Raw genomic sequence first — 26,474 nt, 5'->3', positions numbered from 1 at the left:
GAGCTTCCTGAGTTATGTGGTTAACGGCGCGGTAACTATTTGCGGGCCGAAATCCCAGAAATCCGTGCTTTTTTGCAGGGTCATTTCCATTTGCGGCAAATTCCCCTATCGGCGCGAATCCTTTATCGAGTTCTATTATGCTTCCCCAGGTGATCATCATCGGCCGACCCAACGTCGGCAAGTCCACGTTGTTCAACCGGCTCGTCGGCAAAAAGCTTGCGCTTGTCGACGATCAGCCGGGCGTCACGCGCGACCGTCGCTTCGGCGATGCCGAACTGCTGGGGCTCAAGTTCCAGATCGTCGACACTGCCGGCTGGGAGGATGACGAAGACGAAACGCTGCCCGGCCGCATGCGCAAGCAGACCGAAGCGGCGCTGGAAACAGCCGACGTCGCGCTCTTCGTGGTCGATGCGCGCGCGGGATTGACCCCGCTCGACGAAGAGATCGGCCAGTGGCTGCGCGCCTCGCAGGTGCCGGTCGTGGTGCTTGCCAACAAGGCCGAGGGCCGTGCGGGCGAAAGCGGCGTGCTGGAAGCCTACTCGCTGGGTCTTGGCGAGCCGATCACCTTCTCGGCCGAGCACGGCGTGGGCATTGCCGACCTGTTCGAATCGCTGCTGCCGCATCTCGAGCCCCTCCAGCCCGAAGAGCCGGAGTTCCCCGAGGAAGAGGACGACGAAGCCCTGCTGCGCCGTCCGCTCAAGCTGGCCATCGTCGGCCGTCCGAACGCGGGCAAGTCTACGCTCATCAACCGCATCCTTGGTGAAGACCGCCTGCTGACGGGGCCGGAAGCGGGCATTACGCGCGATTCCATCACGGTCGACTGGGAATGGACCGATCCCAAGACGCAGGAAGTGCGGCAGGTCAGCTTGATCGACACTGCCGGCATGCGCAAGCGCGCCAACGTGACCGAGAAGCTGGAGCGCCTGGCCGTGGCCGATGCGCGCCATGCCATCGACTTTGCCGAAGTGGTCGTGCTGCTGCTCGACGCCACGCGCGGGCTGGAGCATCAGGATCTCACGATCGCCTCCAAGGTGCTGGAAGAAGGCCGTGCGCTGATCATCGCGATCAACAAGTGGGACGTGGCCGAAGGGGCCTCGGCCCTGTTCAACGGCATTCGCGGGGCGCTTGACGATGGTCTGGCGCAAGTGCGCGGGGTGCCGCTGCTCGCCGTGTCGGCCCGTACCGGCAAGGGTATCGACGAGTTGATCGCCACTGGCTTCTCGATCCGCGAAGCCTGGAGCAAGCGCGTGCCGACCGCCGCGCTCAACCGCTGGTTCGACGATGCGCTTTCGGCCAATCCGCCGCCGGCACCGGGCGGCAAGCGCATCAAGCTGCGCTACATCACCCAGGCCAAGACCCGTCCGCCGGGCTTCGTGCTGTTCGGCACCCGTCTCGACTTGCTGCCCGAGAGCTATCGCCGCTATCTGATCAACGGAATGCGCCGCGAACTCGGTTTCGAAGCCGTGCCGATCCGCCTCAACTTGCGCATGCCGAAGAACCCCTTCGACAAGAAGTAGCGCGTCCTGCCGCGACGTCCCTGACCGGGCTTCCGGCATGAAAAAAAGGCCCGCTTCCGCAAAGATCGCGGAAGCGGGCCTTTTTTGTCGTGGCTTGTGATCAGGAGGGGTGGGCTACGGCTTCTGTCCGGGCGTCGTCCTGCTCGGTCGCCTCGTCGGCCAGATCGATGGCGTCGGGTTCGATCAGGCCGTCGCTGCTGCGCATCTCGCGCATCAGGTTCCACACCGAGATGAACAGGGCCGCGATCACCGGGCCGATGATGAAGCCGTTGAGGCCGAACAGTTGCAGGCCGGCAAGGGTGGCGATCAGGACCACGAAGTCGGGCAGGCGGGTGTCGCGGCCGACCAGTACCGGGCGCAGCAGGTTGTCGATCATGCCGATCACGAACATGCCGCAGAACGCGAGGATCGAGCCCTGCCAGACTTGCCCGGTCGCCAGCAGATAGATCGCCATCGGAACCCACACGAGCCCGGTGCCCACGGCCGGCAGCAGCGAGAAGAAGCCCATCATCACGCCCCAGAGCAGCGAGCCGGGGATGCCGAGCAGCGAGAAGATGATCCCGCCGACCAGTCCCTGCAGCACGGCGACCACCACCGTGCCCTTCATCGTTGCGCGCACGACCACGAGGAAGTTCAGGATCAGCCGGTCGCGCAAGTGCGGACGCAGCGGCAGGGCGTCGCGGATCATCTCGCCGTAATGGCGCCCGTCGCGCAGCAGGAAGAAGGTGAGGTACAGCATCACGCCCAGCGCCGCGAGGAAACTCAGCGCACCCTGTCCGGCAGAGACGAGGCGGGTGGCGAGGCCCTGCAGGCCGCTGGCGATGCCCGAGCCGAACTGGCGGCGCAGCGATTCGAAATCGGCGAGGCCGTAGCGTTCGACCAGGCCCTCGACCGAATCGGGGATCGAGCCGCGCAGCTTGGCGACCATGTGGCCGATATCGAGCTGTCCGGTCGACACCTTGTCGTAGATCATCGTCACTTCCTGGACGAGGCTGACGCCAAGCAGGATGGCCGGGATGATGAACACCGCCAGCAGTCCCAGCAGCACCAGTCCGGCGGCGGTACTGGGCTTGCCGCCCATCTTCCGGGAGAGCCTGAAGGTCAGCGGCTCGAACAGGATCGCGGCGACAACTCCCCAGAGCACGGCGCCGAAGTAAGGCGTCAGTAACCAGGCGAAGGCGGCCGAGACGATGACGACAAGAAAAGCGAAGCCGTAGTCTTCGAGGCGGTAGGGGGGCTGCGGGCGAGGACTTTCCATGCTGCTGTCTTAGCACGATTTCAGATTGCGCCAGTGGTCATCGGATGCAGGGTGGATTTTTTCGGATTGCTGGGCGACACAGGCCGTCAGCGGGCGGGGCAAACGGGCTTTCGCCTGTTCCCAAAAGATAATCCGGAGTCTGTCCGCCGTGCGCATCCCATTTGCCCGCATCCCTTTTGCTCTTCGCCTGGCAACGCTGGCCCTTGGCTGCAGTGTCATTCCGCTTGCACCCGTCGAGGCCGAGGCGCCGGGGCCCGAGCGCGCCTTCACGCCTGACGACCTGTTCAAGCTTTCCGGCGTCACCGACCCGCAGATCTCGCCCGATGGCAGCCGCATCGCCTATGTGCGCTCCAGCGCCGACGTGATGGTCGACAAGGCGGTTCCCTCGATCTGGCTGGTCGAGGTGGCGAGCGGTGTCCAGCGCCCATTGGTGACGGGGGCGGGCGCCCATTTCTCGCCGGTCTGGTCTCCCGACGGCAAGCGGCTGGCCTTTGTGTCGAGCGACGGCACCGGGGCGCCGCAGCTCTACGTGCTGTGGCTGGATAGCGGCGCCAAAGTGCGGGTGACCGACCTGCCGGACAGCCCAGGCAGTGTCTCGTGGTCGCCCGACGGGCGCCAGATCGCCTATACCATGCGGGTGCCGGGCGAGGGGCTGAAGCTGGGTTCGCCGCCCGCAAACCGCCCTGAAGGCGCCAAATGGGCCGAGCCGCTCGAAGTGATCGACCGGGTGACCTACCGCGCCGATGGCGGCGGCTACGCGCAGCCCGGCTACGATCACATTTTCCTCGTCTCCGCCGATGGCGGCGCCCCGCGCCAGCTGACGTTCGGCAGTTTCGACGATCAGGGCCCGCTCTCGTGGACGCCCGACGGCAAGCGCATCCTGTTCTCGGGTAATCGCAATGCCGACTGGCAGCGCGACATCAACAATTCCGAGGTCTATACGCTCGATCTCGCGAGTGGTGCGGTCAAGGCGCTCACCACGCGCAAGGGGCCGGACAGCGCGCCGCAAGTCTCGCCCGACGGCAAGCACGTGGCCTATCTCGGCTTCGACGACGTGAACCGCTCCTACGAGAACACCGAGCTTTACGTGATGAACATCGACGGTTCGGGCGTGAAGGCACTGACCGGCAGCTTCGACCATTCGATCGATTCGATCGCGTGGTCGGGCAACGCGACCATTCTCGCCCAGTATGACGATCACGCGAAGACCTACGTCGCGCGCATCGGCCTCGACGGTGCGATCCGCAATGCGGTGGAGGGCCTGAGCCCGGGCCGGGGCTATGACCGCCCCTACACCGGCGGCGAGTTCTCGGTCTCCGCCAACGGGCGCATCGCCTATACTTCGGGCACTACCAGCCGTCCGGCGGACCTCTGGGTCAATACCGGCGGCGCGGGCCGCAAGCTGACCGACCTCAACGGCACCTGGATGCAGGACAAGGCGATGGCGCCGGTGCGCAAGCTGGCCGTCACCGCGCCCGATGACCGCGCGATCGATGCATGGCTGGTGACGCCGCCGGGCCTTGCACCGGGCCAGCGCGCACCGCTGATCCTCGAGATCCATGGCGGGCCGAACACGGCTTATGCGCCGGGCTTCGCCACCGATTACCAGCTCTACGCGGCGCACGGTTATGCGGTGCTCTATACCAATCCGCGCGGAAGCACCTCCTATGGCGAGGAGTTCGCCAACCTGATCGACCGCGCCTATCCCGGCACCGACTATGACGACCTCATGGCCGCCGTCGACGCGGCGATTGCCGATGGCGTGGCCGATCCCGACAACCTCTTCGTCACTGGCGGTTCGGGCGGCGGGGTGCTGACCGCGTGGATCGTCGGCAAGACCGATCGTTTCAAGGCGGCGGTCACCCAGAAGCCGGTGATCAACTGGATCAGCGAGGCACTGACGATGGACGCGACCGTCTTCACCTCGCGCTACTGGTTCGACAAGAAGCCCTGGGAAGATCCGATGGAATACTGGCGCCGCTCGCCGCTGAGCCTGGTCGGCAACGTCAAGACGCCGACCATGGTCGTGGTGGGATCGGAAGACTACCGCACCCCGGTCAGCGAGGCGGAGCAGTATTACGCCGCGTTGCAGATCCGCGGTGTGCCGACGGCGCTGGTGAAGGTTCCGGGGGCAAGCCATGGCGGCATTGCCGCACGGCCTTCGCAGTCCGCCGCCAAGGCTTCGGCGATCCTGGCGTGGTTCGACAAGTACCGGACCGACACGGTGGCTCCGGCTGCGGACCCTAAGTAAGTGAAAGTTCGGCGGCGAGCTGGGCGACCAGTTCCGCCGCCGGCATCGGCCGGGACAGCGGCGCACCCTGTCCCGCCCATTGCGCGCCGTAAAGCGGCTCCCCCCTGGCCTTGGCCGCGGTATTGAGCGCCTTCCCGGCCAGATAGGTGCGCGGATAGGCGGGGACCGGCGGGATGCCGGGGCTTTCGCCGAACGCGGTAAAGCGGTTGGCAAGGCAGCGGGCAGGGCGGCCCGATATGGCGCGTGTCATTGTCGTATGCCGTGCCGCGTCACTGGCGAGCAGGGCGCGATAAGCGGCGTCGGCGCTGGATTCGCTGCAGGCGATGAAGGCGGTGCCAAGCTGCGCAGCCACGGCGCCAAGGTCCAGCGCGGCGCGGATCCCGGCGCCGTCCATGATCCCGCCTGCCGCGATCACCGGCAACTTGTCCCAATCGGCCAGCAGCCGGGTCAGCGCGAGGGTGCCGAGCCGGTCATCCCGCACGTCCGGATCGAACATGCCGCGATGGCCGCCGGCTTCCCACCCTTGCGCGACCAGCACGTCGATCCCTGCCGCCAGCGACACTTCCGCCTCGGCCAGACTGGTGACGCTGCCCAGCAGCAGGCAGCCCGCTGCCTTGAGTGCGGTGATGGCCTCGGGTCCGGGCAGGCCGAAGTGGAAGCTGACGACGGCGGGGTTTGCCTGTAGCACGACGTCCAGCATGGCGGCATTGCCCGCAAAGCTGTCGTAGATCGTCTCGAGTGTGGCGGGCGGCTCGGCGCCGTGTTCGCGGAACAGCGGGGCGAGGGCATCGAGCCAGGCCCGTTCGCCTGCCGGATCGGCCTGCGGCGTCTCGTGCACGAAGAGGTTGAGGTTGAAAGGCCGGTCGGTGCGGCTTTTGAGGTCCGCGATCTGGCGGCGGGCCTCATCCGGGCCGATGGCGCCGAGCGCGAGTGAACCGAGCGCACCGGCGTTGCAGACTTGCGCGGCAAGGGCCGGCGTCGAAGTGCCCGCCATCGGCGCCTGGATCAGCGGAACGGCAAGGCCAAGGCGCGCGAGAAAGTTCATGCCTGCCCGCGCGCCTTTGTCAGGTTCAGGCTTCCGCCGGCTTGCTCTGGAGCTGGCAGTAGTTCTGGATGCCCATGCGCTCGATCATGTCGAACTGCTTCTCGAGGTAGTCCACGTGCTCTTCCTCGCTTTCGAGGATGCGGGCAAAGATCTCGCGGCTGACGTAGTCGCGCACGGCTTCGCAGTGGGCGATGGCTTCGCGCAGCAGCGGGATCGCGTCATGTTCGAGCGCGAGATCGGCCTTCAGGATTTCCTCGACGCTTTCGCCGATGCGCAGCTTGCCCAGCGCCTGGAAGTTGGGAAGACCGTCGAGATAGAGGATACGGTCGGCCAGCACGTCGGCGTGCTTCATCTCGTCGATCGATTCGTGCCGTTCGTATTCGGCGAGCTTCTTGATGCCCCAGTTGTCCAGCATGCGGTAATGCAGCCAGTACTGGTTGATGGCGGTCAGCTCGTTGAAAAGAGCCTTGTTGAGGAAATCGATGACCTGCGGGTCGCCCTTCATGGGGGATGCTCCTGAAAATTTCAGGCGGCATTATGGGCCCGCGCAAGTGCCGAGGCAACCCGCGGAAATCCCGCGAGTGGAACCACTTGGTGCGCCGGTGCCGTCAGGCGGCGGCGCTGAGCGGCGCGTCGAGCGCGGAGACTTCGTCGGCGATGATGTCTTCCGCTTCCTCGATGCACTGCCCGCACTGCGGCTTGCGACCGAGGGCGGCGTAGAGGGCATGTGCATCGCCGCGGCAGCAACGGGCGGCGGTGCGCAGGTCGGTTTCCTTGATGGCGTTACAAATGCAAACGTACATGTGCGAATCCTCTTGGAGCCCCATCATATGCAACTGCAAATGGATCGCAATAGCATTCTGAATCGCCGAAAATCCGCGAGAAATGTCAGGTAGATAGAAGGCGCCGATTGGGCAGGAGGCGCTTTTCGACCAGCGATCGCCACACGAGTTCCAGCGGTCCGCGGCGAAAATGGCGCAGGAACGGCAGGCTCCAGCCGAGCATCGCCGCCCAGCCAATTCCCACGAACAGCCACTGCTCAGCGGCGCCGACCTTGCCGTAAAGACCGCAGCCCCAGCCGAAGAACAGCGCGCCCATCAGCAGGCTGGTGGCGATGTAGTTGCTGAAGGCAACCCGGCCGCAGGCGACCAGTCGCTGCCCCGGGCCGGTCGGGAGCAGGGCCGGGGCGGCGGCGATGAGCAGCGCTCCGTAGCCGAGCGCGGTCAGCAGGTGCGGGATGAGCAGGCCCTTGCCGAGCAGCATGTACATGGCGATTGGCGGGAAGTGGCGCGGCCAGACCCAGCCGAGTGCCAGGGCGGTGAGAGCAAGGCCGAGGGCGACGGCGAGCGCGCCGAAACGCGCGATCCGCCGTGGCGGCATGGTGCCGCCGGCCATGCCGCGGCGCAGGATCACCACGCCGACCAGCATCAGCGGCAGCACTTCGCTCCAGGCATGCAGGGTCATGGTGACGAGCCAGAACGGGTCGTGTTGCAGTTTCGCAAGCGCGATGGCCCAGAAGCCCGATCCATAGAGCGCCCTCTGTGCCTGCGCACCCTCGGCATAGAGCGCGTAATGGGCGGCGATCTCCTGGCGCTGCGCCACGGTTGCCGTACCGAGGCGCACCGCTTCCTCGGCGCGGGCGAGCGGCAGCGACCAGGAGAGGTCGACAAGCAGGGCGGTGAGCGCGATGCCGGCGGCGAGGCCCAGCAGCAGCGGGCAGGGCAGGCGCCGCACGAACAGCACGGCGATGCCGCAGGCGGCGTAGACGAACAGGATGTCGCCCCACCACAGCAGCAGGTAATGCAATTGCCCGAGCAGCATGAGCCAGCCCAGTCGGCGCAGTTGCAGGCTGTCGCCGTCCCGTCCGGCGGCATCCATGCGTTCGCAGTAAAGCGCGATCCCCGCACCGAACAGCATGGCGAACAGCGCGCGCATCTTGCCTTCGAAGAACAGGAAGGAGACCGCGTAGGCGGCCTCGTCGGCAGGGGTCGCGAAGCCGGCGAACCGCGGGGAGGCGGCGCCGACGGCCGGTCCGGCAAAACCGGAGATGTTGATGGCCAGGATGCCGAGTACCGCCAGCCCGCGAATGAGGTCGATCGTCACCAGCCGGTCTTCCGCGCCGGGCGGGACGCCGCTGTTTGCTGTCGCCGCCGTCGGATCCCCCACGACGGCATGATGGACTGCGCGGGCGTGTTCGCCCGTCATCGCCTTCGGCATGGCCCCTATCCCCTTCGGGGGCCTCGCTGCGGAAGCCTCCCGGGGATGGAAGGTATATCGCCGATTCGCGCTCGTCCACGGGAATTACGAAAGCGCCGGAACGCCCGGGCGCTAACGTGGTGTCAGTGGGCGGGAACGACGAGGCAGGGCTGGCTTGGGCCCTTGAGGGCGGCGCAGGCCTTTTCGGCTTCGGATCGGGTGGCGAAACCGGCGGCGTAGAGGCGGGTCAGGCTGCCGCCGGGCACCAGTTCGCGGCGCTTGCCCGCCAGTTCCGGGCGCTTGGCGAGCGAGGACCAGAGCCGCTCCGCATTGCCCGGAACCCCGAAAGCGCCAAGTTGAAGGCGCCACTGGCCCTGCGCTGGGGAGGGCGTGGCGGGTTTTGCCGGGAACGGTTTGGGTGCTGTTGTCGCTGCCGGCTTCGTGACGGCCGGCGGGACCGCAGGTCTGGTGACGGAAGGTCTGGTGACGGCAGGGTTGGAGATGGGGCGAACCGGTTGCGGAGCGGCGGTTGCTTGCGGCCGGGCATAGTCGGCGCCGGCCGCGGCCGGGCCGGTCGGCGAGGCTGTAGGCGAAGGCGGGGACGGGGGCGCTGCGCGCGCAGTCGCGGGGGCGCCGAGCGAGGCGCTGGTGTCGAGCCGCGCGCGGGCGGCCTCGGCGTCGGCGGCGAGCTTTACCGCGAGCGCGACGCCTTGCTGGCGCTGCTCGATCGGAATGTGTTCGTCCATTTGCGTCAGCGCGCGAGTCGCCTGCGGCAGCCCGGCCTGCTGGGCCAGGCTGACGAGGGCATAGGCGCGCACCCAGTCCTTTTCGGCCAGGTCGCCGTTGAAGTGCGCGACGCCCAGGATGTACTGCGCCCGCGCATCCCTCCGCGCCGAGGCGGCGGCGATATAGGGCATCGCGGCGTCGCGCTGGCCGCGCTGGAACATCAGCAGTCCGTAGTTGTCGGCCGCCTGGACGTGGCCATGCGCGGCGGCCTTGCCGTAGAGTGATTCGGCCCTTGCAAGATCGAGCGGCACCCCGCGTCCCATCTTGTAGGCCTGTGCGAGATTGAACTGGGCATCGGCGTCGCCCTTGTCGGCAAGCGGCTTCCACAGTTGCACGGCCGTTTCATACTGCCCGGCAGACCAGGCCTCGACCCCCGCCTTTACGGTATTCGCGCCGCCGGATGCATCGGCGGCGGCGCCGAGCGAAGGCGTCGCCATCGCCGCGACGGCGCAGCAGCCGCCACCCAGAAGGAGGAATCGCAGTAATCCATTCATGCAGAACTTGCCCCGATTCCCGTCGCTGATCCCGCGCGATAGTAGGCGATGATTGACGGATAGCACCAGTCGGAAGCGGGAATATGCGCTGCTGTGCCGAAAAGGGCTTTGTTGCATAACAAGGTGATGGATTCCCTTGAGGAATCGGATGTCATAGATGGGCCGGATGCCCAGACCGACCCCGCCGAAGTATCGCACGACCAATTGGCCCGAATATAATGCAGCGCTCCGGCGGCGAGGCTCGCTGGATGTGTGGTTCGACCCAGGGATGGACTGGTTTGCGGCGCCCGATGGTCGGCCTGGTCGGCCGCTGCGGTTTTCGGACCGGGCGATCGAGTTCTGCCTGACGCTGAAAGGGTTGTTCCAACTCCCGCTGCGGCAGGTGACGGGTCTGGTCGAGAGCCTGCTAAGGATGGCGGGTCTGGACTGGCCGGCACCGGATTATACGACGCTGTGCCGGCGCCAGAAGAGTTTGTCGGTTGATCTGGGCGCGCGCGCCAGCGCGGGAGGCCTGCACCTGCTGGTCGACAGCACCGGGATCAAGATGATCGGTGAGGGGGAATGGAAAGCGAGGAAACACGGCGTTTCTTACCGCCGCCAGTGGCGCAAGGTGCACATCGGCATCGACGCGGAAACCTTCGATATCCGAGCGATCGAGGTCACAAGCAATGCCGTCGGCGATGGCCAGACGCTGCCCGATCTGTTGGCGCAGATCCCCGAGGATGAGACCATTGTCACCGTCGGCGGCGACGGTGCCTATGACACCAGAGGTTGCCACGCGGCCATCGATGCGCGCGGTGCCGACCCGGTCATCCCGGTTCGCCGCAACGGCAAGGCATGGACCGAGGACGGCCCCGGCGTCGAGGCCCGCAACGAGACGTTGCGCGCGATGAAACGCCTGGGCAGGGCAATTTGGAAGAAATGGAGCGGCTACCATCGACGCAGCCTGGTCGAGACCAAGATGCACTGCTTCAAGTTGCTCGGTCCGCGCGTCGCCGCGCGCACCTTTGAGCGTCAGATAACCGAGCTCAAAGTCCGTGCTGCAATCCTCAATCGCTTCTCGCAAATCGGAACGCCCAACACCGTACGGGTCGCATAATAATTACAAGTAATCATAATTTTACGCCTGTCACGCGTTATGCAACAAAGCCGCCGAAAAGTGACGTTAACCGCCATGGTAAACAATTCCCTCACTGCCGCATGGCAGGACAGCATCGGGCCACGCTGCCCGCCCGTTTCGCCGAGGTGGGGTCTAATTAACTCTAAATTAGGAACGATCTGCGATCCCATCTCCGTGACAGGTTCACTTTCCTAGCGGAATTCTCAGGGGACAGGGCTTTGCGAGTACTGGCATTGGCATCGCAGAAGGGCGGCTCGGGCAAGACGACGCTCTCGGGACATCTTGCCGTCCAGGCCCAGCGCGCGGGCGCAGGCCCGGTCGTGCTGATCGACATCGATCCGCAGGGTTCGCTGGCCGACTGGTGGAACGAGCGCGAAGCGGAACTGCCCGCCTTTGCGCAGACCACCGTCGCCCGCCTCGCGGCAGACCTGCAGATCCTGCGCCAGCAGGGCTTCAAGCTGGCCGTGATCGACACGCCGCCGGCCATCACCCTGGCGATCCAGAGCGTGATCTCGGTTTCCGAGCTGATCGTCGTGCCGACCCGCCCGAGCCCGCATGACCTGCGGGCGGTGGGCGCGACCGTCGACTTGTGCGAGCGTTCGGGCAAGCCTCTGCTGTTTGTCGTCAACGCCGCCACGCCCAAGGCGCGAATCACCGCCGAGGCCGCTGTCGCGCTGTCGCAGCACGGCACCGTGGCGCCGGTGACGCTGCACCAGCGTACCGACTTTGCCGCCTCGATGATCGATGGCCGCACGGTCATGGAAGTGGATCCCAACGGCCGCTCTGCGCAGGAAGTCGCCGCGCTGTGGAACTACATTTCGGACCGTCTCGAAAAGAACTTCCGCCGCACCGTGTTCTCGGCGCCGCCGATTTCCGGCCAGCCGGTCATGCAGGGCGCGCCGCGTCCCGTCGGTGGCTTCGGTCGCCGCGTCGTGGGGTCGTGACCGTGTCGGGCGCGCTTGGCGAACCCCGGCCGTTTGCTTCGCTTTCGCCGAGCCTGCTTGCCCGCAAGGGTGCGGCGCGGCCGGCGATGCGCCGTCAGGATACGGCCTCCTTCGGTCTTTCCGGCATGCGCATGGATGCCGCCAGGATGGAAGATCTCGGCTGGAACGACTGGGGCCTGAGCGAGACGCCGCAAGTCCGTACGGAGCTCCAGACCGAAACCCAGGTCGCGCACCACGCTCCGTTCGAGGTTCCGCATGTGGCCGTGGTCCCGGAAGCGTTTGTTCAGGGTGAGGGCGTTCAGGGTGAGGGCGTTCAGGATGAGGCCGTTCACGCGGACGTCGCGGGGCAGGATGTCGTGAGTACGGCTGCGCTCCATGCCGAGCCCGCGCCCGAGGCAGAGCTTTCGGTCTGGTCCCAGCCCGCTCATGTGGACGTCGCGCCGGACGATCATTTTGACGAGGATACCGGCGAGGATGGCTCGACCAGCGCGCCGATGGCTTCGCTCGCCCCCGAGGTACCCGCTTTTGCGGCGCGCAAGCCCGACGTGCTGCGCCAGATCGACGATCTGGCCGAGCGCATCAACCGTCCGGTGGCCCCGGCCCGCAACCTCGTGACCGAAGGCCGCCGCGCCGCCTTCACCCTTCGCCTCGATGCCGAACGGCATTTCCGCCTCAAGATGGCCGGCCTGCTGCTCAACCGCAGCGCGCAAGTGATCGTGACCGAGGCACTCGACAAGTACCTTGCCGAATTCGCTGACCTCTCGTCCCCGGCGTTCACCGTCGGAACGCGAAGCTGAAGTCGTCCCAGGGGGGAATATTCTGATGGAACGCCTCAAGTCATCCCATGCCCGCACGGCCGGTCTCGCGCTGGGCGCCGCCATGGCGGCCGCGCTGCTCGTCAGCTGCGCGGCGCAGACGCCGCTTGCCAGCACCGGGGCCCCGGTTTCCGCCGGTGCGCAGGTGGACAAGGATCTTGCCCGCGCCGAACAGCGCGTGGCCAAGTCTCCACGCGATGCCGCGGCGCGCACGGCGCTGGCGCAGGCCTACCTCGCGATCGGGCGCTTCGATTCCGCTGCGACCACGTTCGAGGACGCCATCTCGCTGGGTGACGAGGATGCGCACACCGCGCTCGGCGCCGCACTTGCCTATATCGGCGCCGGTCGCAATGCCGAGGCGCTGGCCGTGCTTGACCGTGTCCAGGGGCAGCTGCCCGCCAGTGACTTCGGCCTTGCGGTCGCGCTCGCGGGTGAACCCTCGGTGGGTGTCTCGGTGCTGACCGAGGCGGTGCGCGGCGGCGAAGCGACGCCCAAGGCGCGCCAGAACCTCGCTTATGCCTATGCGCTCGACGGGCGTTGGGGCGAAGCGCGGCTGATCGCCTCGCAGGACCTTTCGGGCGATGCGCTCGATGCGCGTCTTGCCGAATGGGCTGCCAGCGCCAATCCGGGCAAGGGCCGTGAACGCATTGCCGGTCTCATCGGTGCGCCGCTGCGCGCCGATCAGGGCCAGCCGGCCATGCTGGCGCTGAACCAGCCGGCCGAAGGCGCAAGACTGGCGGTGGCCGATGTGCCCGCTCCAGCTCCCGAGCCCGCGCCGGTCCAGCCGGCTTCCGGGGACGCCGAACTTCCGGCGGTGCAGACCGGCGAAACCTTCTGGGGTGCCAACCAGGCCGATGAACCCGAGGCTGCTGCGGCCGCCGCGCCGGCGCCGCGCATGGTCGCCGCGGCCGCCACCGTGGCGTCTGCCCGGCAGTTCGCCCCGGCACCCAAAATGGCGGCGCCGCGCGCCAGGACCGCGCTGACGCAGCCGACCACGCATCTTGTCCAGCTCGGTTCGTTCCGCACGATGGAAGGCGCCAAGCGTGCCTGGTCCATCTTCCAGGCGCGCAATCCCAGGCTCAAGGATCACAGCTTGCGCATCACCGAGGCGCAAGTGAACGGCCAGCGTTATTACCGCGTTGCCGCCGAAGGGTTCGATCGCGGGAGTGCGCAGTCGCTGTGCTCGACCGTGCGCAAGGGCGGTTCGGCCTGCCTTGCCTATGCCGAGCATCGCCCGCTGCCGGGCGCCATGCTCGCGAGCCGCTGACGCGCTCGCCTTTTACCAGTTCCATGTGAACCTGAACGGCTCCTGTCCTCGGACAGGAGCCGTCTTTTTTGGTGCATGGCCAGCTGCCGGGGCCGAGGTGCCGGTGTAAGGTTCGGCGCCGCGCGGGCTTGACCGACCTGCGATGGGTCAAGCTCAACGCAGGTCGGTATTACTTGTCGAGCAGGGTCACGCCGCCCTTGAACAGCGCTGCCACGCGGCCCTGGACGGGCTGGCGGTCGAACGGGGTGTTGCCCGCGAGCGCTGCCATCTTGCCCGAATCGACGATCCACGGACGATCCGGGGCAATCACCGCGATGTCCGCCTCGGCGCCCACTTCGAGGCGTCCGGCATTGACGCCGAGCAGCCTCGCGGGGTTGGCCGCGAGCAGTTCGAAGGCCCGGGCGAGCGAGATCACACCGTCGCGCACGAGGTTCATGGTGTGCGGCAGCAGCGTCTCGGCACCGGCCATGCCGGGGGCCGAATCGGCGAAGGGCAGGCGCTTGTCCTCGGGGCCGCGCGGGTCGTGGCCCGAGCCGATCACGTCGATGGTGCCGTCGCCGATGGCCGCGATCACCGCCTTGCGGTCATCCTCGCTGCGCAGCGGCGGCGAGAGGTGCGCAAAGGTACGGAAGCCCGCCAGCGCGAGGTCGGAGAGCATGAAGTAGGCCGGGGTCACGCCCGCCGTCACTTTCAGGCCGCGATCCTTGGCGCCGCGCACGAGGTCCAGCCCCTTGGCGGTGGTGACCTTGCGGAAGTGGATGGCCGCGCCGGTCATTTCCGCCAGCGCGATGTCGCGGGCAATGGCGAGGGCTTCGGCCCCGGCCGGGGCGGAGGGCAGGCCGAGGCGGGTGGCCATCTCGCCGGCGGTGGCCACGGCCTTGCCGACGATCCCTGCGTCCTCGGGGTGGGTGATGACCACCATGCCGAGCATGCCGGTATATTGCAGCAGGCGCAGCATCGTGCCCGAATCGCCGATCCAGCGGCGGCCGGTGGCGACCGCGCGGGCTCCGGCATCGCGCATCAGCGCGATTTCGGCCAGCGCCGTGCCTTCGAGCCCCTGCGTGGCGGCGGCCAGCGGGTGGACCCAGAGGTCCGGCTTGCCCGATTGCGCCGCGAAGCGGACGCGGGCGGGCACGTCGAGCGGCGGGTTCTGGTCGGGCATCAGCCCGGCGCGGGTGATGCCGCCGAAGTGGAAGGCGGGCTTGTCGATGGCAAAGACGCCGAGGTCGACGAGGCCGGGGGCGATCAGCTGGCCCCGGGCGTCATGGACATGATCGCCCTCGGCCGGGCTAACATCGGTGCCGATGGCGGTGATGAAGCCGCCTTCGCAGCGCAGTGCGCCGTTCGTGATGGTGCCGTCTGCCAGCAGCAGCTGGCCGTTGGTGACGGTGAGGGGGGCGTGCACGCTCATGCCCAGCCCTCCACGCCGCGGCCTTTTCGGGTCAGCACTTCGAGGCAGGCCATGCGCATGGCGACGCCCATTTCCACCTGGGTGGTGATCTGCGAGCGGCCGACGAGGTCGGCGACGTTGGAATCGATCTCGATACCGCGGTTCATGGGTCCCGGATGCATGACAAGGGCGTCAGGCTCGGCCTTGGCGAGGCGGTCGAGCGTGAGGCCGTAAAGGTGGCGATACTCGCGCGGCGAGGGGATGAACTGGCCTTCCATGCGTTCCAGCTGGAGGCGCAGCATCATGACCACGTCGGCGCCCTTCAGCGCGGCGTCGAAGTCGTGGAAGACCTTGACGTTCATGCGCTCGATATCGGCGGGCAGCAGCGCGGGCGGCGCGCAGACGCGCACTTCGGCGCCCAGCGAGGCGAGCGAGAGGATGTTGGAGCGGGCCACGCGGCTGTGCAGGATGTCGCCGCAGATGACCACGCGCAGGCCGTTGAAGGCGCGCTTGGCCTGGCGGATGGTGAGCGCGTCGAGCAGGGCCTGGGTCGGGTGCTCGTGCTGGCCGTCACCGGCGTTGAGCACGGGACAGTCGACGAGATCGGAGATGAGGTGCACCGCGCCGGAACTGGCGTGGCGGATGACGATGGCGTCGGCGCGCATGGCGTTGAGCGTCATCGCCGTGTCGATCAGCGTCTCGCCCTTCTTCACGCTCGAGGTCGCCACCGCCATGTTCACCACGTCGGCGCCGAGGCGCTTGCCGGCGATCTCGAAGCTCAGCAGCGTGCGTGTCGAGTTCTCGAAGAAGGCGTTGATGATGGTGAGGCCCGAGAGCAGGTCCCGGCGCTTCTGGGTGCCGCGGTTGAGCTCGACCCACTGTTCCGCCTCATCGAGCAGGAACCAGATCTCGTGCGGGGCAAGGCCCGCGATGCCCACGAGGCTGCGATGCGGGAAGGCGAGTGCGCCTTCCGGATAGGTATATTCTGGAGCTGTCATCGAAGAAAAGGCCATAGGCATGGTGATGCCCCGGCTCAAGCGTTTTACGGGTAATTAGAGCCAAGAGTTATGCGGAGCTGGGAAAGGTTCTTTCCGGCTCTGGCCGCAGGGGCGGGGCGGGGCTATGCAGCAGGCTGGAAAGGCGGGTGAATCCATGAAGTTCGCGCAGAGGGTCTGGAAATTGCTGGTCGGCGTGAAGGACGCGCTGGCGCTGGTGTTTCTCCTGCTGTTTTTCGGTGCCCTCTATGCCGTGCTGATGGCGCGCCCGGCAGCGGGCAAGATCGAGGACGGGGCGCTGCTGCTCAAGCTCGACGGTTCGATCGTCGAGGAAAAGAGCAGGGTGGACCCGCTCGCCATGCTGATGAGCAGCGAGGCGCCCGCAGGCCAGTACCAGGCCCGCGACATCGAGCGTGCGCTCCGGCTGGCCGCGACCGACGCGCGGATCAAGGTCGTCGTGCTCGACATGTCGCGCTTCCTGGGGGGCGGCATGGTTCATATCGAGGAGATCGGCAAGGAACTGGACGGCGTGCGCAAGGCCGGCAAGCCGGTGCTGGCATTCGCCAATGCCTATGCCGATGACGGGGTGCAACTTGCCGCCCATGCCAGCGAAGTCTGGGTGGACCCGATGGGCGGCGCCTTCGTGGCGGGGCCGGGCGGCAACCAGGTCTATTTCAAGGCGCTGCTGGACCGCTTCAAGGTCAATGCCCACGTCTACCGTGCGGGCACCTACAAGAGCTATGTCGAGCCCTATATCCGCAACGACATGTCGCCCGCCGCACGCGAGGCCTATCAGGACATCTATGGCGCGCTTTGGGGCAGCTACCGCGCCGACGTCGCCAAGGCGCGGCCCCGGGCGCAGCTTGACCGGATGACCGGCGATCCGCTGGCCTGGGCGAAGGCCAGCGGCGGCGATTTTGCCGAAGGCGCGAAAGCTGCCGGGATCGTCGACCGGATCGGCGACAAGAGCGAGTTCGATGCCCGTATCGCCGAACTCGCCGGCAAGGACGATTCGGGCGCGGACGATCTTCCCTACCGGCACACTGGCCTCGCGGCCTGGCTGGCGGCCCATCCGGAGAAGAAGGAAGGCGCCAGGATCGGCGTCGTCACCATCGCGGGCGAGATCGTCGACGGCGATGCCGGTCCCGGCAAGGCGGGCGGCGACCGTATCGCCCAATTGCTCGACGACAATATCGACGAGGGCTTCAAGGCGCTGGTCGTGCGGGTCGATTCGCCGGGCGGCTCCGCCATGGCGGCGGAGCGCATGCGCCGCGCGATCGAACGCTACAAGGCGAGGAAGATCCCGGTCGTGGTCTCGATGGGCAATCTGGCCGCGAGCGGCGGTTACTGGGTCTCGACCCCGGGGCAGACGGTCTATGCCGAGCCTGCGACGATCACCGGATCGATCGGCGTCTTTGCCGTCGTCACCAGCTTCGAGAAGACGCTGGGTGAATACGGTGTCACCAGCGACGGGGTGAAGACCACGCCGCTGTCGGGCCAGCCCGACATTCTCGGCGGCTTCACCCCCGAAGTGGAGGGCATGCTGCAGGCCTCGGTCGAGAGCACGTATCGCAAGTTCGTGGGGCTCGCCGCCAAGGCGCGCAAGTCCGCGCCGGAGAAGATGGATACCATCGCCCAGGGCCGCGTCTGGCCGGGCGCGGAAGCGCAGAAGATCGGGCTGGTCGACAAGATGGGTGATCTGAACGCTGCTCTGACCGAGGCCGCGCGGCTTGGCGGTGTCGGCAATGGCACGTGGCACGCGGTCTATCTGGAAAGCGAGGAGGACGCGCTCACGAAGTTCCTCGGCAGCTTCAGTTCCTCCGCACCGGAAGAGGGCGCGCGCATCGACGGCGGTGCCTACGATTTTGCCAGCCTGGTGTCGCGGCGGCGCGAGGAGCAGGCGGCCCGCGTGGCAGGGCAGCTCACCGCCATGCTGTCGAGCCGCGGCGCGCAGGCCTATTGCCTCGAATGCCCGGTGGTGCCGGGGGCGGAGCGCAAGGTTGAGAATACCTCTGCCCTGCGCATGCTGGCCAAACTGGTCGGTTTCGACTGAGTTTGTTCGAAAATCCGCCGCGGGCGGATTTTGGCGGCACCGGCCCACGCCCCCACCCGACCACCCAACGACTGCACCCTAGTGGGTGGTCGGGTGGGGGCGTGAGCCGGTGCCGCCGCAGGAATGCTCGCTCGGGCATTCCTGCGGCGAAACTTTAATCCGCCGGGGGAATTTCCAGCGGCCCGGTGTCGGGCTCGTCGAAATCCGGCCCTTCGGGGGGCAGTTCCTCGGGGCCGTCGGGCACGCCCGGTTCCATCGGCGGAACCGGGGTTTCGGGCGGGGTATTGCCGGGTTCGTCTCCGGGTTGGGTGGCCATGATGCCTCTCTTTTCGTTGACTTCTCTCTAAGTGGGTGGTCCAGGGGCGCAGTGCAAGTCGCTTCCCGACGGGGCTGTGCGGCCGGCGGTGGCGGCACGTGTCGGCACGAGAACGCCGCGATTGTCCTGCGGGCAAGGCGAATCGCCGCACTTGCCCTTTTCCGCGTGTCCTTATAAGGGCACGTCCCTTGAGTTTCAGGCTTCATCCATGCGGGCGTGGCGGAACTGGTAGACGCAGCAGGTTTAGGTCCTGCCATCGCAAGATGTGGGGGTTCGAGTCCCTTCGCCCGCACCAGTCTCGTCGCCCCGGGGGAGGGTGAGCCGCTTGGAATCGGCCGTAAGGCCCGTTGCATTGCACAGGAAGGCATTTGAAATGCAGATCGTCGAAACCACCAACGAGGGCCTCAAGCGCGCCTACACGGTGACCATTCCCGCCACGACCATCACCGCGCGCGTCGAAGGCGAAATCAAGAAGATCGCTCCGCAGGTGAAGATGCCCGGCTTCCGCGCCGGCAAGGTGCCCGCCAATCTCGTCAAGAAGATGCACGGCGAAGCCATCCACCAGGACGCGCTGAACGCGACGATTCGCGAAGCCATGGACAAGCTGGTCGCCGACCACGCCCTGCGCCCCGCGATGAACCCCGACGTTGCCCTTGGTGAAGGCTATGAGCAGGGCAAGGACGCCGAGCTGACCGTCAGCCTCGAAGTTCTCCCGGTGATCGCGGCCCCCGCCATCGATGGTCTGAAGCTCGAAAAGCTGGTGGTTCCGGTTGCGGAAGACGCCGTGACCGAAGCGGTCGAGCGTATCGCCTCGCAGCAGCAGCGTTTCGAAACCAAGGACGGCGCGGCCGCTGACGGCGACCAGCTGATCATCGACTTCACCGGCAAGCTCGACGGCGTCGAATTCGACGGCGGCAAGGCCGAGAAGGCTCCGCTCGTGATCGGCGCGGGCCGCTTCATCCCCGGCTTCGAAGAGCAGCTGGAAGGCGCCAAGGCCGGCGACGAGCGCACCATCACCGTGACCTTCCCCGAAGACTATCCTGCCGCGAACCTCGCCGGCAAGGAAACCACCTTCGACATCGTCGTCCACGAAGTGAAGGCTCCCGCCGAAGCCAAGCTTGACGACGACTTCGCCAAGGAACTCGGCCTCGAGAGCCTCGAGCAGCTTCAGGGCCTCCTGAAGGGCCAGCTGGAGCAGGAAACTGCCGGCCTGACCCGCACCGCCATGAAGCGCCAGCTGCTCGACCAGCTTGCCGCAGGGCACGACTTCGACGTTCCGCCGACCATGGTGGAAGCCGAATTCTCGCAGATCTGGCAGCAGCTGACCCACGAAGCCAGCCACGAGGAAGACCCGGCCGCCGCTCTCGCCGAGATCGAGGCCGAGAAGGACGACTACCGCAAGATCGCCGAGCGCCGCGTGCGTCTTGGCCTGCTCCTGTCGGAAATCGGCCAGTCGAACGGCGTCGAAGTGACCGCGCAGGAAATGCAGATGCTGGTTGCGCAGGCCGCGCAGCAGTATCGTCCGGAAGACCGCCAGCGCTTCATGGAATACGTCCGCCAGGACCCGATGATGGCCGCTCAGCTGCGCGCGCCTCTCTATGAGGACAAGGTCGTCGACTTCCTCATCGAGAAGGCCGAAGTCACCGAGCGTGAAGTGACCCGCGACGAACTGCAGGCCGCGATCGAAGCCGACACCGACGGCGACAAGGTGGAAGCCAAGAAGCCGGCCAAGAAGGCTCCGGCGAAGAAGGCCGCTGCCAAGAAGGACGAAGCGGAAGCTCCGGCTGAAGAAGCTGCTGCTGCGGAAAAGCCGAAGAAGGCTCCCGCCAAGAAGGCCGCTGCCAAGAAGGACGAGGCCGAAGGCGAGGCTGAAAAGCCCGCCAAGAAGGCTCCGGCCAAGAAGAAGGCTGCTGCCAAGGAAGACTGATCTCTTCCAGCTGGCTTGATGCTACAAAAGAGCCCGGTGCAGCGATGCGCCGGGCTCTTTTTGTTATGGGGATGTCAGGAGCCCCTGCTCCGGCCTGGCTGCGGCCATGGCGACCCAGCCGTCGCCGATGCGCCGCACGGTGATGGCGTTCACCGCAAAGCCGCTGGCGCGCAAATGGGCAAGGATGGCGGCGTCGGTGAAGCGGTGGCGGGTGTCATGCTCGGCCCAGAACAGCGTGGGGCACGCCTTTGCCATGCGCCGCGAGGTTTCCGGTTCCAGCGCGAAGCCGAAATGGGCCGCGACGGTGCGGTAGGCCGCAGGCGCGACCGCCAGATTGTCCGCCGGCGACATCGCCGTGACGTCGGCATTCCAGAACCGGTCGACATGGACAAGGGTGTCGGGGCAGGTGGCCCGGATGTCCGCCACGTAGCGACCGGTGCCGTACCAGGAATTGCGCGCGGTGCTCCGCGCGACGTGGTCGCACAGGCTCCATAGCGACAGCAGCAGTGCCGCACCGAGGAACATCGCGCCGGCCCCCGGGCCCAGTGCCCGCAGCAGCCGCCCGCAGGCCAGCGCCATGCCCAGACTGACGGCGCCGACCATCGCGGTCAGATACTTCTCGATCAGCAGCGGGTGGACGAGATGGATGGCGGTCAGCAGCGCCAGGCCAAGAACGACGCCCGCGGCCAGCTGCGCCAGGATCGCGATGCCTTCGCAGGCGGCACGGTCGCGCATGAGGTCGCGCCCCATGATCGCCACGCCGGCGATTGCACCGGCCAGCACCAGCGGATTGGCCTCCAGGCATCGCAGCAGCGCATATTCGATCGACCAGCGCGCCGAGGCGAGCCCGCCCTCGATCCAGAAATTCTGCGTGTTGGCCTGCCAATGCGGCAATTGCACCAGGCTGACGGCGACAAACAGCAGGCCGGAGGCCAGTGGCGGCAGCAGCAGGGCCCGAAAATAGCTCCAGTCCCGCTGCAGGGCGGCGATCAGCAGGAAGGGCAGGATCAGCGAGCCCGCGATGAGCGTGGTGACGATATGGGTGTTGAACCCGATCAGCACGGCCGCGCCGTAAGCCAGCCGGCGGGGGATCGAGCCGCCCTCGCGGGTCAGCGCCAGGGCGGCCAGTGAAAACGCCAGCAGGGCGCCGGCGCACAGGGACAGGAAGTAGGAGCGCAGTTCGCTGCCGCTCAGCACCGTCCATTCGTTGCCGGCCAGCAGCAGCAGCAGCGCGGCGCCGGCAGGCAGCAGGCGCGGCACGTCGCGCACGATCGCGGCGCCCGCCAGCAGGCAGCATGCGCCGATGGCAAGGTTGAGCAGCCGGTGCGTCTCGATCCGGCCGAGTCCGTCGCTCGCCCGCGCCAGGGCGTAATAGAGCGGCGGGTGATTGTCCGCGAGCCAGCTTGTGCGCAGCGCCTCGGTCCAGCCCGGGCCGGGGCGGGTCACGTACTGGGTGTAGAACTCGTCGTACCAGGGCCCGCGATGGAGGCAGGCCCAGGCGATGGCCACGGCCAGTGCGGCTGCGGCGAGCAGGATTGTGCCGAAATGGAGCTTCCTTGACATGTCCAGGCTCCCCCCGAAGCCGGTGATGGCCAAAATGATGAACGGCCCGAATTCTACGCTAATTTCCTTATCCTGCCGGTGGATGACTGAATTGTGCTCAAAGGGCAACGAATCACGCACCGCATTGCCCGCAGCCGGCACAAGTTGCGCTGTTCCGGTCAATTGCCCCCCGATAGTTGTGTGTCCTGCACCGAATGAAGGGTTAAAGCCCTTGAACATCGGGCAGGGGCACGCGACATAGGCGGTCCAAACCAGAAGAGGACTCCCATGCTCGACCTGTTTGGCGCCTCGGGCGCCCAAGGAAAGTTCACAACCGACCCCGTGACCGGCGCACTCGTGCCGATGGTCGTCGAGCAGACCAGCCGCGGTGAGCGCAGCTTCGACATCTACTCGCGCCTGCTGCGCGAGCGCATCGTTTTCGTGACCGGCGAAGTCGAGGACCACATGGCCTCGCTGATCGTCGCGCAGCTCCTGTTCCTCGAGTCGGAAAATCCCTCGAAGGACATCTCGATGTACATCAACTCGCCGGGCGGCGTGGTGACGGCCGGCATGGCCATCCACGACACCATGCAGTACATCAAGCCGCGCGTGTCGACGGTCTGCATCGGTCAGGCCGCCTCGATGGGCAGCTTCCTGCTCGCCGCCGGCGAGCCGGGCATGCGCATCGCCCTGCCGAACGCCCGCATCATGGTGCACCAGCCCTCGGGCGGCGCCCGCGGCATGGCATCGGACATCGAGATCCAGGCGCGCGAGATCCTGCGCATGCGCACGCGTCTCAATGCGCTCTACGTGAAGTACACCGGCAAGTCGCTCGACGAGATCGAGAAGGCGATGGACCGCGACACCTTCCTCGAAGCCGAGGAAGCGCTGGCGTTCGGCCTCGTCGACAAGGTCTTCGAGACGCGGCCCGACGCCGACAAGCCGGCAGAAGCCTGAGTACGGCGGCCTGAGCATGAACGAAGGCCGGTGCCTGCAGGGATCGGCCTTCAGTTCTTTGCAACGGTTATCGGGGTACCCATATCGGCCGAGGATTGCAAAACCGGCCTCCTCCAAGGTAGACTCGACGAGTCGCCTGGAAATGGCCTAAAGACGGAAAATGACGAAATTGAGCGGATCTGACGCGAAAAGCACCCTCTACTGCAGCTTCTGCGGCAAGTCGCAGCACGAAGTGCGCAAGCTGATCGCGGGCCCCACGGTCTTCATCTGCGACGAGTGTGTCGAGCTTTGCAACGACATCATTCGCGAAGAGACGAAGGCCGGCATTGCGGGCAAGAAGGACGGCGGCGTGCCGTCGCCCCGCGACATTTGCGAGACGCTGAACGACTACGTGATCGGGCAGGAACGCGCCAAGCGCGTGCTGTCGGTGGCGGTGCACAACCACTACAAGCGCCTCAAGCACAGCGGCAAGCAGGGCGATGTGGAGCTGTCGAAGTCGAACATCCTGCTGGTGGGTCCCACCGGTTCGGGCAAGACGCTGCTCGCGCAGACGCTCGCCAAGACGTTCGACGTGCCCTTCACCATGGCCGACGCCACCACGCTGACCGAAGCCGGTTACGTGGGCGAGGACGTGGAGAACATCATCCTCAAGCTGCTCCAGGCTTCCGACTACAACGTCGAGAAGGCGCAGCACGGCATCGTCTACATCGACGAGATCGACAAGATCAGCCGCAAGGCCGAGAACCCGTCGATCACGCGCGACGTTTCGGGCGAAGGCGTGCAGCAGGCCCTGCTCAAGCTGATGGAGGGCACGACCGCCTCGGTTCCGCCGCAGGGCGGCCGCAAGCACCCGCAGCAGGAATTCCTGCAGGTGGACACGACCAACATCCTGTTCATCTGCGGCGGCGCCTTCGCGGGTCTTGAGAAGATCATTGCCGACCGCCTCCAGAAGCGTTCGATCGGCTTCGGCGCGCATGTCGCCGATCCGGACAAGCGCCGCGTGGGCGAACTGCTCCAGAAGGCGGAGCCGGAAGATCTGCTCAAGTTCGGCCTCATCCCCGAATTCGTCGGCCGCCTGCCGGTGATCGCGACCCTCAACGACCTCGACATCGAGGCCCTGGTCAAGATCCTGCGCGAGCCGAAGAACGCGCTGGTCAAGCAGTACGCCAGGCTGTTCGAGCTGGAAGACGTCGAACTGACCTTCACCGAAGAGGCGCTCGAAGCGATCGCCCAGAAGGCCATCGACCGCAAGACCGGCGCGCGCGGGTTGCGCTCGATCGTGGAAGGGCTGCTGCTCGACACCATGTTCGACCTGCCGACCGAAAGCGACATCGCCGAAGTGGTCGTCGACAAGGACGTGGTGGACGGCCGCAAGGAACCGGTCCGCGTGCTGAAGGGCGACAAGGCCGAAGCTGCCGCGTAAACGCTGCAGGGCCGAATCCGCCGCGTAAACGCTGCGTGGCTGAAGCCGCAGCCTGAGCGCTGCCGCCAAGGCCGACATCAAAAGGGCCCGTCCGGTGCATCCGGGCGGGCCCTTTTCGTTTGAGTGCAGGCGCGTTCGGCGCCGCCCCGAGCGGTAAGTCGGGGCTCAATTATTGCCGTCGGGGCGCGGACCCATGCGGCCACCCGGCCCGCCCCCGGGGCCACCTGCGCCGCGCGGCGGCATCGGATCGCCCTTCTTCATCGTGCGCACGACCTGGCCGTCGCGCGAGATCGTCATCTGCTCGGCCTCGGTGGACTTGAGCAGCCAGCCTGTGCCCGTCTGGACCCAGGTGTCGTGCGACAGCTCGCTCATGGCGAACTGATGCGTCTCGCCGTCCCGGCCTTCGCGGCTGTCGGAAGCGTCCTGGCGCTGCTCGACCTGGGCGGTCTGGCCCTCGAGCGTGACGGAGATGATGGTGTTGGTCGACTTGCGGTTGGGATCGACCGGGATGTTGGCCAGCCGGTCGATCATCTGGTCGGCGCTCATCGAATTGCCGCCGAGGTCGGTGCGCTTGAAGTCGGGGGTGAGGAACGGCTTGATCTCGTCCGGCTCGCGCGTGTCCATGGCGCTCTTGAGTGCGGCGTAACGCGCCTCGAGGTCGCTCTTGGTATCGGCATGGGCGAGGCCGGGCAGCAGGGCGCTGCCGAGCGCGGCGCAAAGCAGCAGGCGGGCGGGGTATCGACGGGTCATCGCGGATATGTCCATCCAGTCAGTGATGGACGCGATTCCTAACCTCCGCCCGGCGCGCTGCAATCGGGATTATTGTACCTTATTGTCGCGGAAGCGGCGTTAAACGACGGCCGCGCTTTCCAGTGGGCATGCCGCGTTGCTTTCGGTCTCGATCTGGATGGTGGGGTGGCCGATTTTGAACCGGTGTTCGAGGTCGTGGGCGAGTGTGTGCAGGAAGCCGTCCCCGGGCTGTCCGCCGGGCATGACGAGATGCGCGGTGAGGGCGGTCTCCGTCGTGCTCATCGGCCAGATGTGGAGATCGTGCACTTGCGTCACCCCGGCGCGGCTTTCCAGAAAAGCGCGCACCGCGGCGATATCGATGCTCTCCGGCACGGCCATCATGCCCATGCGCAGCGATTCGCGCAGCAGGCTCCAGCTCGACCAGGCGATCACCGCGGTGATGACCAGCGAGGCGATCGGATCGACAACCGTCCAGCCGGTGAACAGGATCACCACGCCCGCGATCACCACGCCCGCCGAAACCGCCGCGTCCGCCATCAGGTGCACAAAGGCGGCGCGCAAGTTGAGGTCGTCCTTGCTGCCTTTCGCGAAGAGCAGGGCGGAGAGGGCGTTCACCGCGATGCCGATGGCGGCAACAACGATCATCGTCATGCCGGTGACCGGGGCCGGTTCGGCGAAACGGCGGATCGTCTCGACGAGAATGGCGCCGATCGCCACCCACAGCAGGGCGGCATTGGCGATGGCGGCGAGAATCGAGGAGCTCTTGAGGCCGTAGGTGAAGCGCTCGGTTGGCGGGCGCGAGGCCAGGACGCTGGCGGCCCAGGCCAGCAGCAGCGAGAGCACGTCCGACAGATTGTGCCCGGCGTCCGCCAGCAGGGCCATCGAATCGCTCAGATACCCGGCGGCCGCCTCGGCAATGACAAATGCGAGGTTGAGGGCCACGGCGACCGCAAAGGCCCTGCCCACGTTGGCCGGGAGGGAGTGGTGGTGGTGTCCATGATGATGGCCATGGCCATGGCCATGGTCATGGCCGTGGTGATCGTGGTGATGGCCGTGGTCGTGGCCATGGTGTGCATGTGCGGCGCTCATGGTCGGCGTGTCTGGCATGAGCGGGCCGCGAGCGGCAAGCTATGTCGTAACATGTCACGCGCCGCGATGGCGCTGTGTGCTGCGCCGCACATAGGTCAGGGTGCATCGGGCGAGTGCCTTCCCGTGACATTTATGCCGCACCGCTGTCTTGAAAACATTGCAAAAATCGGCTGATTTTCAAGGAAAATTGGAAATGCGGCGCTATCTGGGCGTCGTAAAGCGGAAAAATTGCATCGGCTGCGGCAAAAATGAATCCCGCCTGTCAGAGACTTGTCATATTGCACTGCTCTTAGCAGCCGCAGCAAACCTGTGGCGGGGCAAATCCTTCCGCAATCATTG

General features: G+C 66.5%; 22 protein-coding genes and 1 tRNA gene. 11 read left to right on the top strand and 12 right to left on the bottom strand.

Annotated elements, in window-relative coordinates:
* Positions 1-137: 137 nt before the first annotated feature.
* Positions 138-1,517, top strand: coding sequence for a ribosome biogenesis GTPase Der (gene der / locus DM450_RS11465; protein ID WP_142634931.1), 1,380 nt, complete (start codon positions 138-140; stop codon positions 1,515-1,517).
* Between the two features lie 100 nt (positions 1,518-1,617).
* Here der and DM450_RS11460 read toward each other — a convergent pair whose 3' ends face one another.
* On the bottom strand, positions 1,618-2,775 hold the full coding sequence (locus tag DM450_RS11460) for an AI-2E family transporter (RefSeq protein ID WP_142634929.1): 1,158 nt from the start codon (positions 2,773-2,775) through the stop codon (positions 1,618-1,620).
* Between the two features lie 148 nt (positions 2,776-2,923).
* Here DM450_RS11460 and DM450_RS11455 point away from each other — a divergent pair, with 148 nt between their 5' ends.
* Positions 2,924-5,026, top strand: coding sequence for a S9 family peptidase (locus DM450_RS11455; protein ID WP_260609805.1), 2,103 nt, complete (start codon positions 2,924-2,926; stop codon positions 5,024-5,026).
* On the opposite strand, the gene DM450_RS11450 is transcribed toward DM450_RS11455, so the two are convergent.
* The 5 genes from DM450_RS11450 to DM450_RS11430 form a co-directional block, all read right to left on the bottom strand.
* Complete coding sequence (locus DM450_RS11450; protein WP_142634927.1) at positions 5,019-6,071, bottom strand: NAD(P)H-dependent flavin oxidoreductase; 1,053 nt, start codon at positions 6,069-6,071, stop codon at positions 5,019-5,021. The two genes, DM450_RS11455 and DM450_RS11450, sit on opposite strands and share 8 nt — an antisense overlap.
* Before the next feature lie 25 nt (positions 6,072-6,096).
* Positions 6,097-6,576 carry a bacterioferritin gene (gene bfr / locus DM450_RS11445; protein ID WP_142634925.1) on the bottom strand — a complete coding sequence of 160 codons (480 nt, stop codon included), beginning with the start codon at positions 6,574-6,576 and terminating at the stop codon, positions 6,097-6,099.
* Positions 6,577-6,679: 103 nt separating this feature from the next.
* The gene (locus tag DM450_RS11440) at positions 6,680-6,874 is read right to left on the bottom strand and encodes a bacterioferritin-associated ferredoxin (protein WP_142634923.1); all 195 of its coding nucleotides are present in this window, start codon (positions 6,872-6,874) and stop codon (positions 6,680-6,682) included.
* Between the two features lie 85 nt (positions 6,875-6,959).
* Entirely contained in the window at positions 6,960-8,288 is a 1,329-nt protein-coding gene (locus DM450_RS11435; protein ID WP_260609803.1) for a DUF418 domain-containing protein, read from the bottom strand.
* Positions 8,289-8,410: 122 nt separating this feature from the next.
* Positions 8,411-9,547 (bottom strand): SPOR domain-containing protein, encoded by a 1,137-nt coding sequence (locus tag DM450_RS11430; RefSeq protein WP_142634921.1) that lies wholly within the window; start codon positions 9,545-9,547, stop codon positions 8,411-8,413.
* A gap of 166 nt (positions 9,548-9,713) precedes the next feature.
* On the opposite strand from DM450_RS11430, the gene DM450_RS11425 reads away from it, so the two are divergent.
* The 4 genes from DM450_RS11425 (at position 9,714) to DM450_RS11410 (ending at position 13,693) form a co-directional block, all read left to right on the top strand.
* Positions 9,714-10,646, top strand: coding sequence for an IS5 family transposase (locus DM450_RS11425; RefSeq protein ID WP_142637381.1), 933 nt, complete (start codon positions 9,714-9,716; stop codon positions 10,644-10,646).
* Positions 10,647-10,885: 239 nt separating this feature from the next.
* On the top strand, positions 10,886-11,611 hold the full coding sequence (locus DM450_RS11420) for a ParA family protein (RefSeq protein WP_142634918.1): 726 nt from the start codon (positions 10,886-10,888) through the stop codon (positions 11,609-11,611).
* Positions 11,608-12,408, top strand: coding sequence for a hypothetical protein (locus DM450_RS26215; RefSeq protein ID WP_260609802.1), 801 nt, complete (start codon positions 11,608-11,610; stop codon positions 12,406-12,408). The genes DM450_RS11420 and DM450_RS26215 overlap by 4 nt, the downstream gene beginning before the upstream one ends.
* A gap of 25 nt (positions 12,409-12,433) precedes the next feature.
* Positions 12,434-13,693 (top strand): SPOR domain-containing protein, encoded by a 1,260-nt coding sequence (locus DM450_RS11410; RefSeq protein ID WP_142634915.1) that lies wholly within the window; start codon positions 12,434-12,436, stop codon positions 13,691-13,693.
* 169 nt (positions 13,694-13,862) lie between these two features.
* Here DM450_RS11410 and DM450_RS11405 read toward each other — a convergent pair whose 3' ends face one another.
* Entirely contained in the window at positions 13,863-15,104 is a 1,242-nt protein-coding gene (locus DM450_RS11405; protein ID WP_142634913.1) for a dihydroorotase family protein, read from the bottom strand.
* A complete protein-coding gene (locus tag DM450_RS11400) occupies positions 15,101-16,081 on the bottom strand; it encodes an aspartate carbamoyltransferase catalytic subunit (RefSeq protein ID WP_142634911.1) in 981 nt (326 codons plus the stop codon). Before DM450_RS11400 ends, DM450_RS11405 begins: the two co-directional genes overlap by 4 nt.
* Positions 16,082-16,235: 154 nt before the next feature.
* On the opposite strand from DM450_RS11400, the gene sppA reads away from it, so the two are divergent.
* Entirely contained in the window at positions 16,236-18,131 is a 1,896-nt protein-coding gene (sppA, locus tag DM450_RS11395) for a signal peptide peptidase SppA (protein WP_142634910.1), read from the top strand.
* Positions 18,132-18,285: 154 nt separating this feature from the next.
* Here the strand turns inward: sppA and DM450_RS25830 are convergent, their stop codons facing one another.
* Positions 18,286-18,447, bottom strand: a complete 162-nt coding sequence (locus tag DM450_RS25830) for a hypothetical protein (RefSeq protein ID WP_185928593.1) — start codon at positions 18,445-18,447, stop codon at positions 18,286-18,288.
* Between the two features lie 210 nt (positions 18,448-18,657).
* On the opposite strand from DM450_RS25830, the gene DM450_RS11390 reads away from it, so the two are divergent.
* Positions 18,658-18,742, top strand: a tRNA-Leu gene (locus tag DM450_RS11390).
* 78 nt (positions 18,743-18,820) lie between these two features.
* Positions 18,821-20,374: a trigger factor gene (tig, locus tag DM450_RS11385; protein WP_142634908.1), complete on the top strand. Its 1,554-nt coding sequence runs from the start codon at positions 18,821-18,823 to the stop codon at positions 20,372-20,374.
* Positions 20,375-20,437: 63 nt separating this feature from the next.
* On the opposite strand, the gene DM450_RS11380 is transcribed toward tig, so the two are convergent.
* Positions 20,438-21,937: a hypothetical protein gene (locus DM450_RS11380; protein ID WP_142634906.1), complete on the bottom strand. Its 1,500-nt coding sequence runs from the start codon at positions 21,935-21,937 to the stop codon at positions 20,438-20,440.
* Between the two features lie 267 nt (positions 21,938-22,204).
* On the opposite strand from DM450_RS11380, the gene clpP reads away from it, so the two are divergent.
* Together clpP and clpX are read left to right on the top strand one after the other, a co-directional pair.
* Positions 22,205-22,873, top strand: coding sequence for an ATP-dependent Clp endopeptidase proteolytic subunit ClpP (gene clpP, locus DM450_RS11375; protein ID WP_142634904.1), 669 nt, complete (start codon positions 22,205-22,207; stop codon positions 22,871-22,873).
* A 160-nt stretch (positions 22,874-23,033) separates the two neighbouring features.
* Positions 23,034-24,296, top strand: coding sequence for an ATP-dependent Clp protease ATP-binding subunit ClpX (clpX, locus tag DM450_RS11370; RefSeq protein WP_142634902.1), 1,263 nt, complete (start codon positions 23,034-23,036; stop codon positions 24,294-24,296).
* A gap of 165 nt (positions 24,297-24,461) precedes the next feature.
* Here clpX and DM450_RS11365 read toward each other — a convergent pair whose 3' ends face one another.
* Both DM450_RS11365 and DM450_RS11360 read right to left on the bottom strand, forming a co-directional pair.
* Entirely contained in the window at positions 24,462-25,046 is a 585-nt protein-coding gene (locus DM450_RS11365; RefSeq protein ID WP_185928592.1) for a nuclear transport factor 2 family protein, read from the bottom strand.
* A gap of 99 nt (positions 25,047-25,145) precedes the next feature.
* The gene (locus DM450_RS11360) at positions 25,146-26,135 is read right to left on the bottom strand and encodes a cation diffusion facilitator family transporter (protein WP_142634898.1); all 990 of its coding nucleotides are present in this window, start codon (positions 26,133-26,135) and stop codon (positions 25,146-25,148) included.
* Between the last annotated feature and the right edge of the window lie 339 nt (positions 26,136-26,474).

The sequence above is a fragment of the Sphingomonas sp. IC081 genome (assembly GCF_006874585.1).
Classification (GTDB): domain Bacteria; phylum Pseudomonadota; class Alphaproteobacteria; order Sphingomonadales; family Sphingomonadaceae; genus Novosphingobium.
The sequence above is the reverse complement of the archived record's forward strand: the minus strand, read 5'-3'. Positions and strand labels throughout refer to the sequence as shown.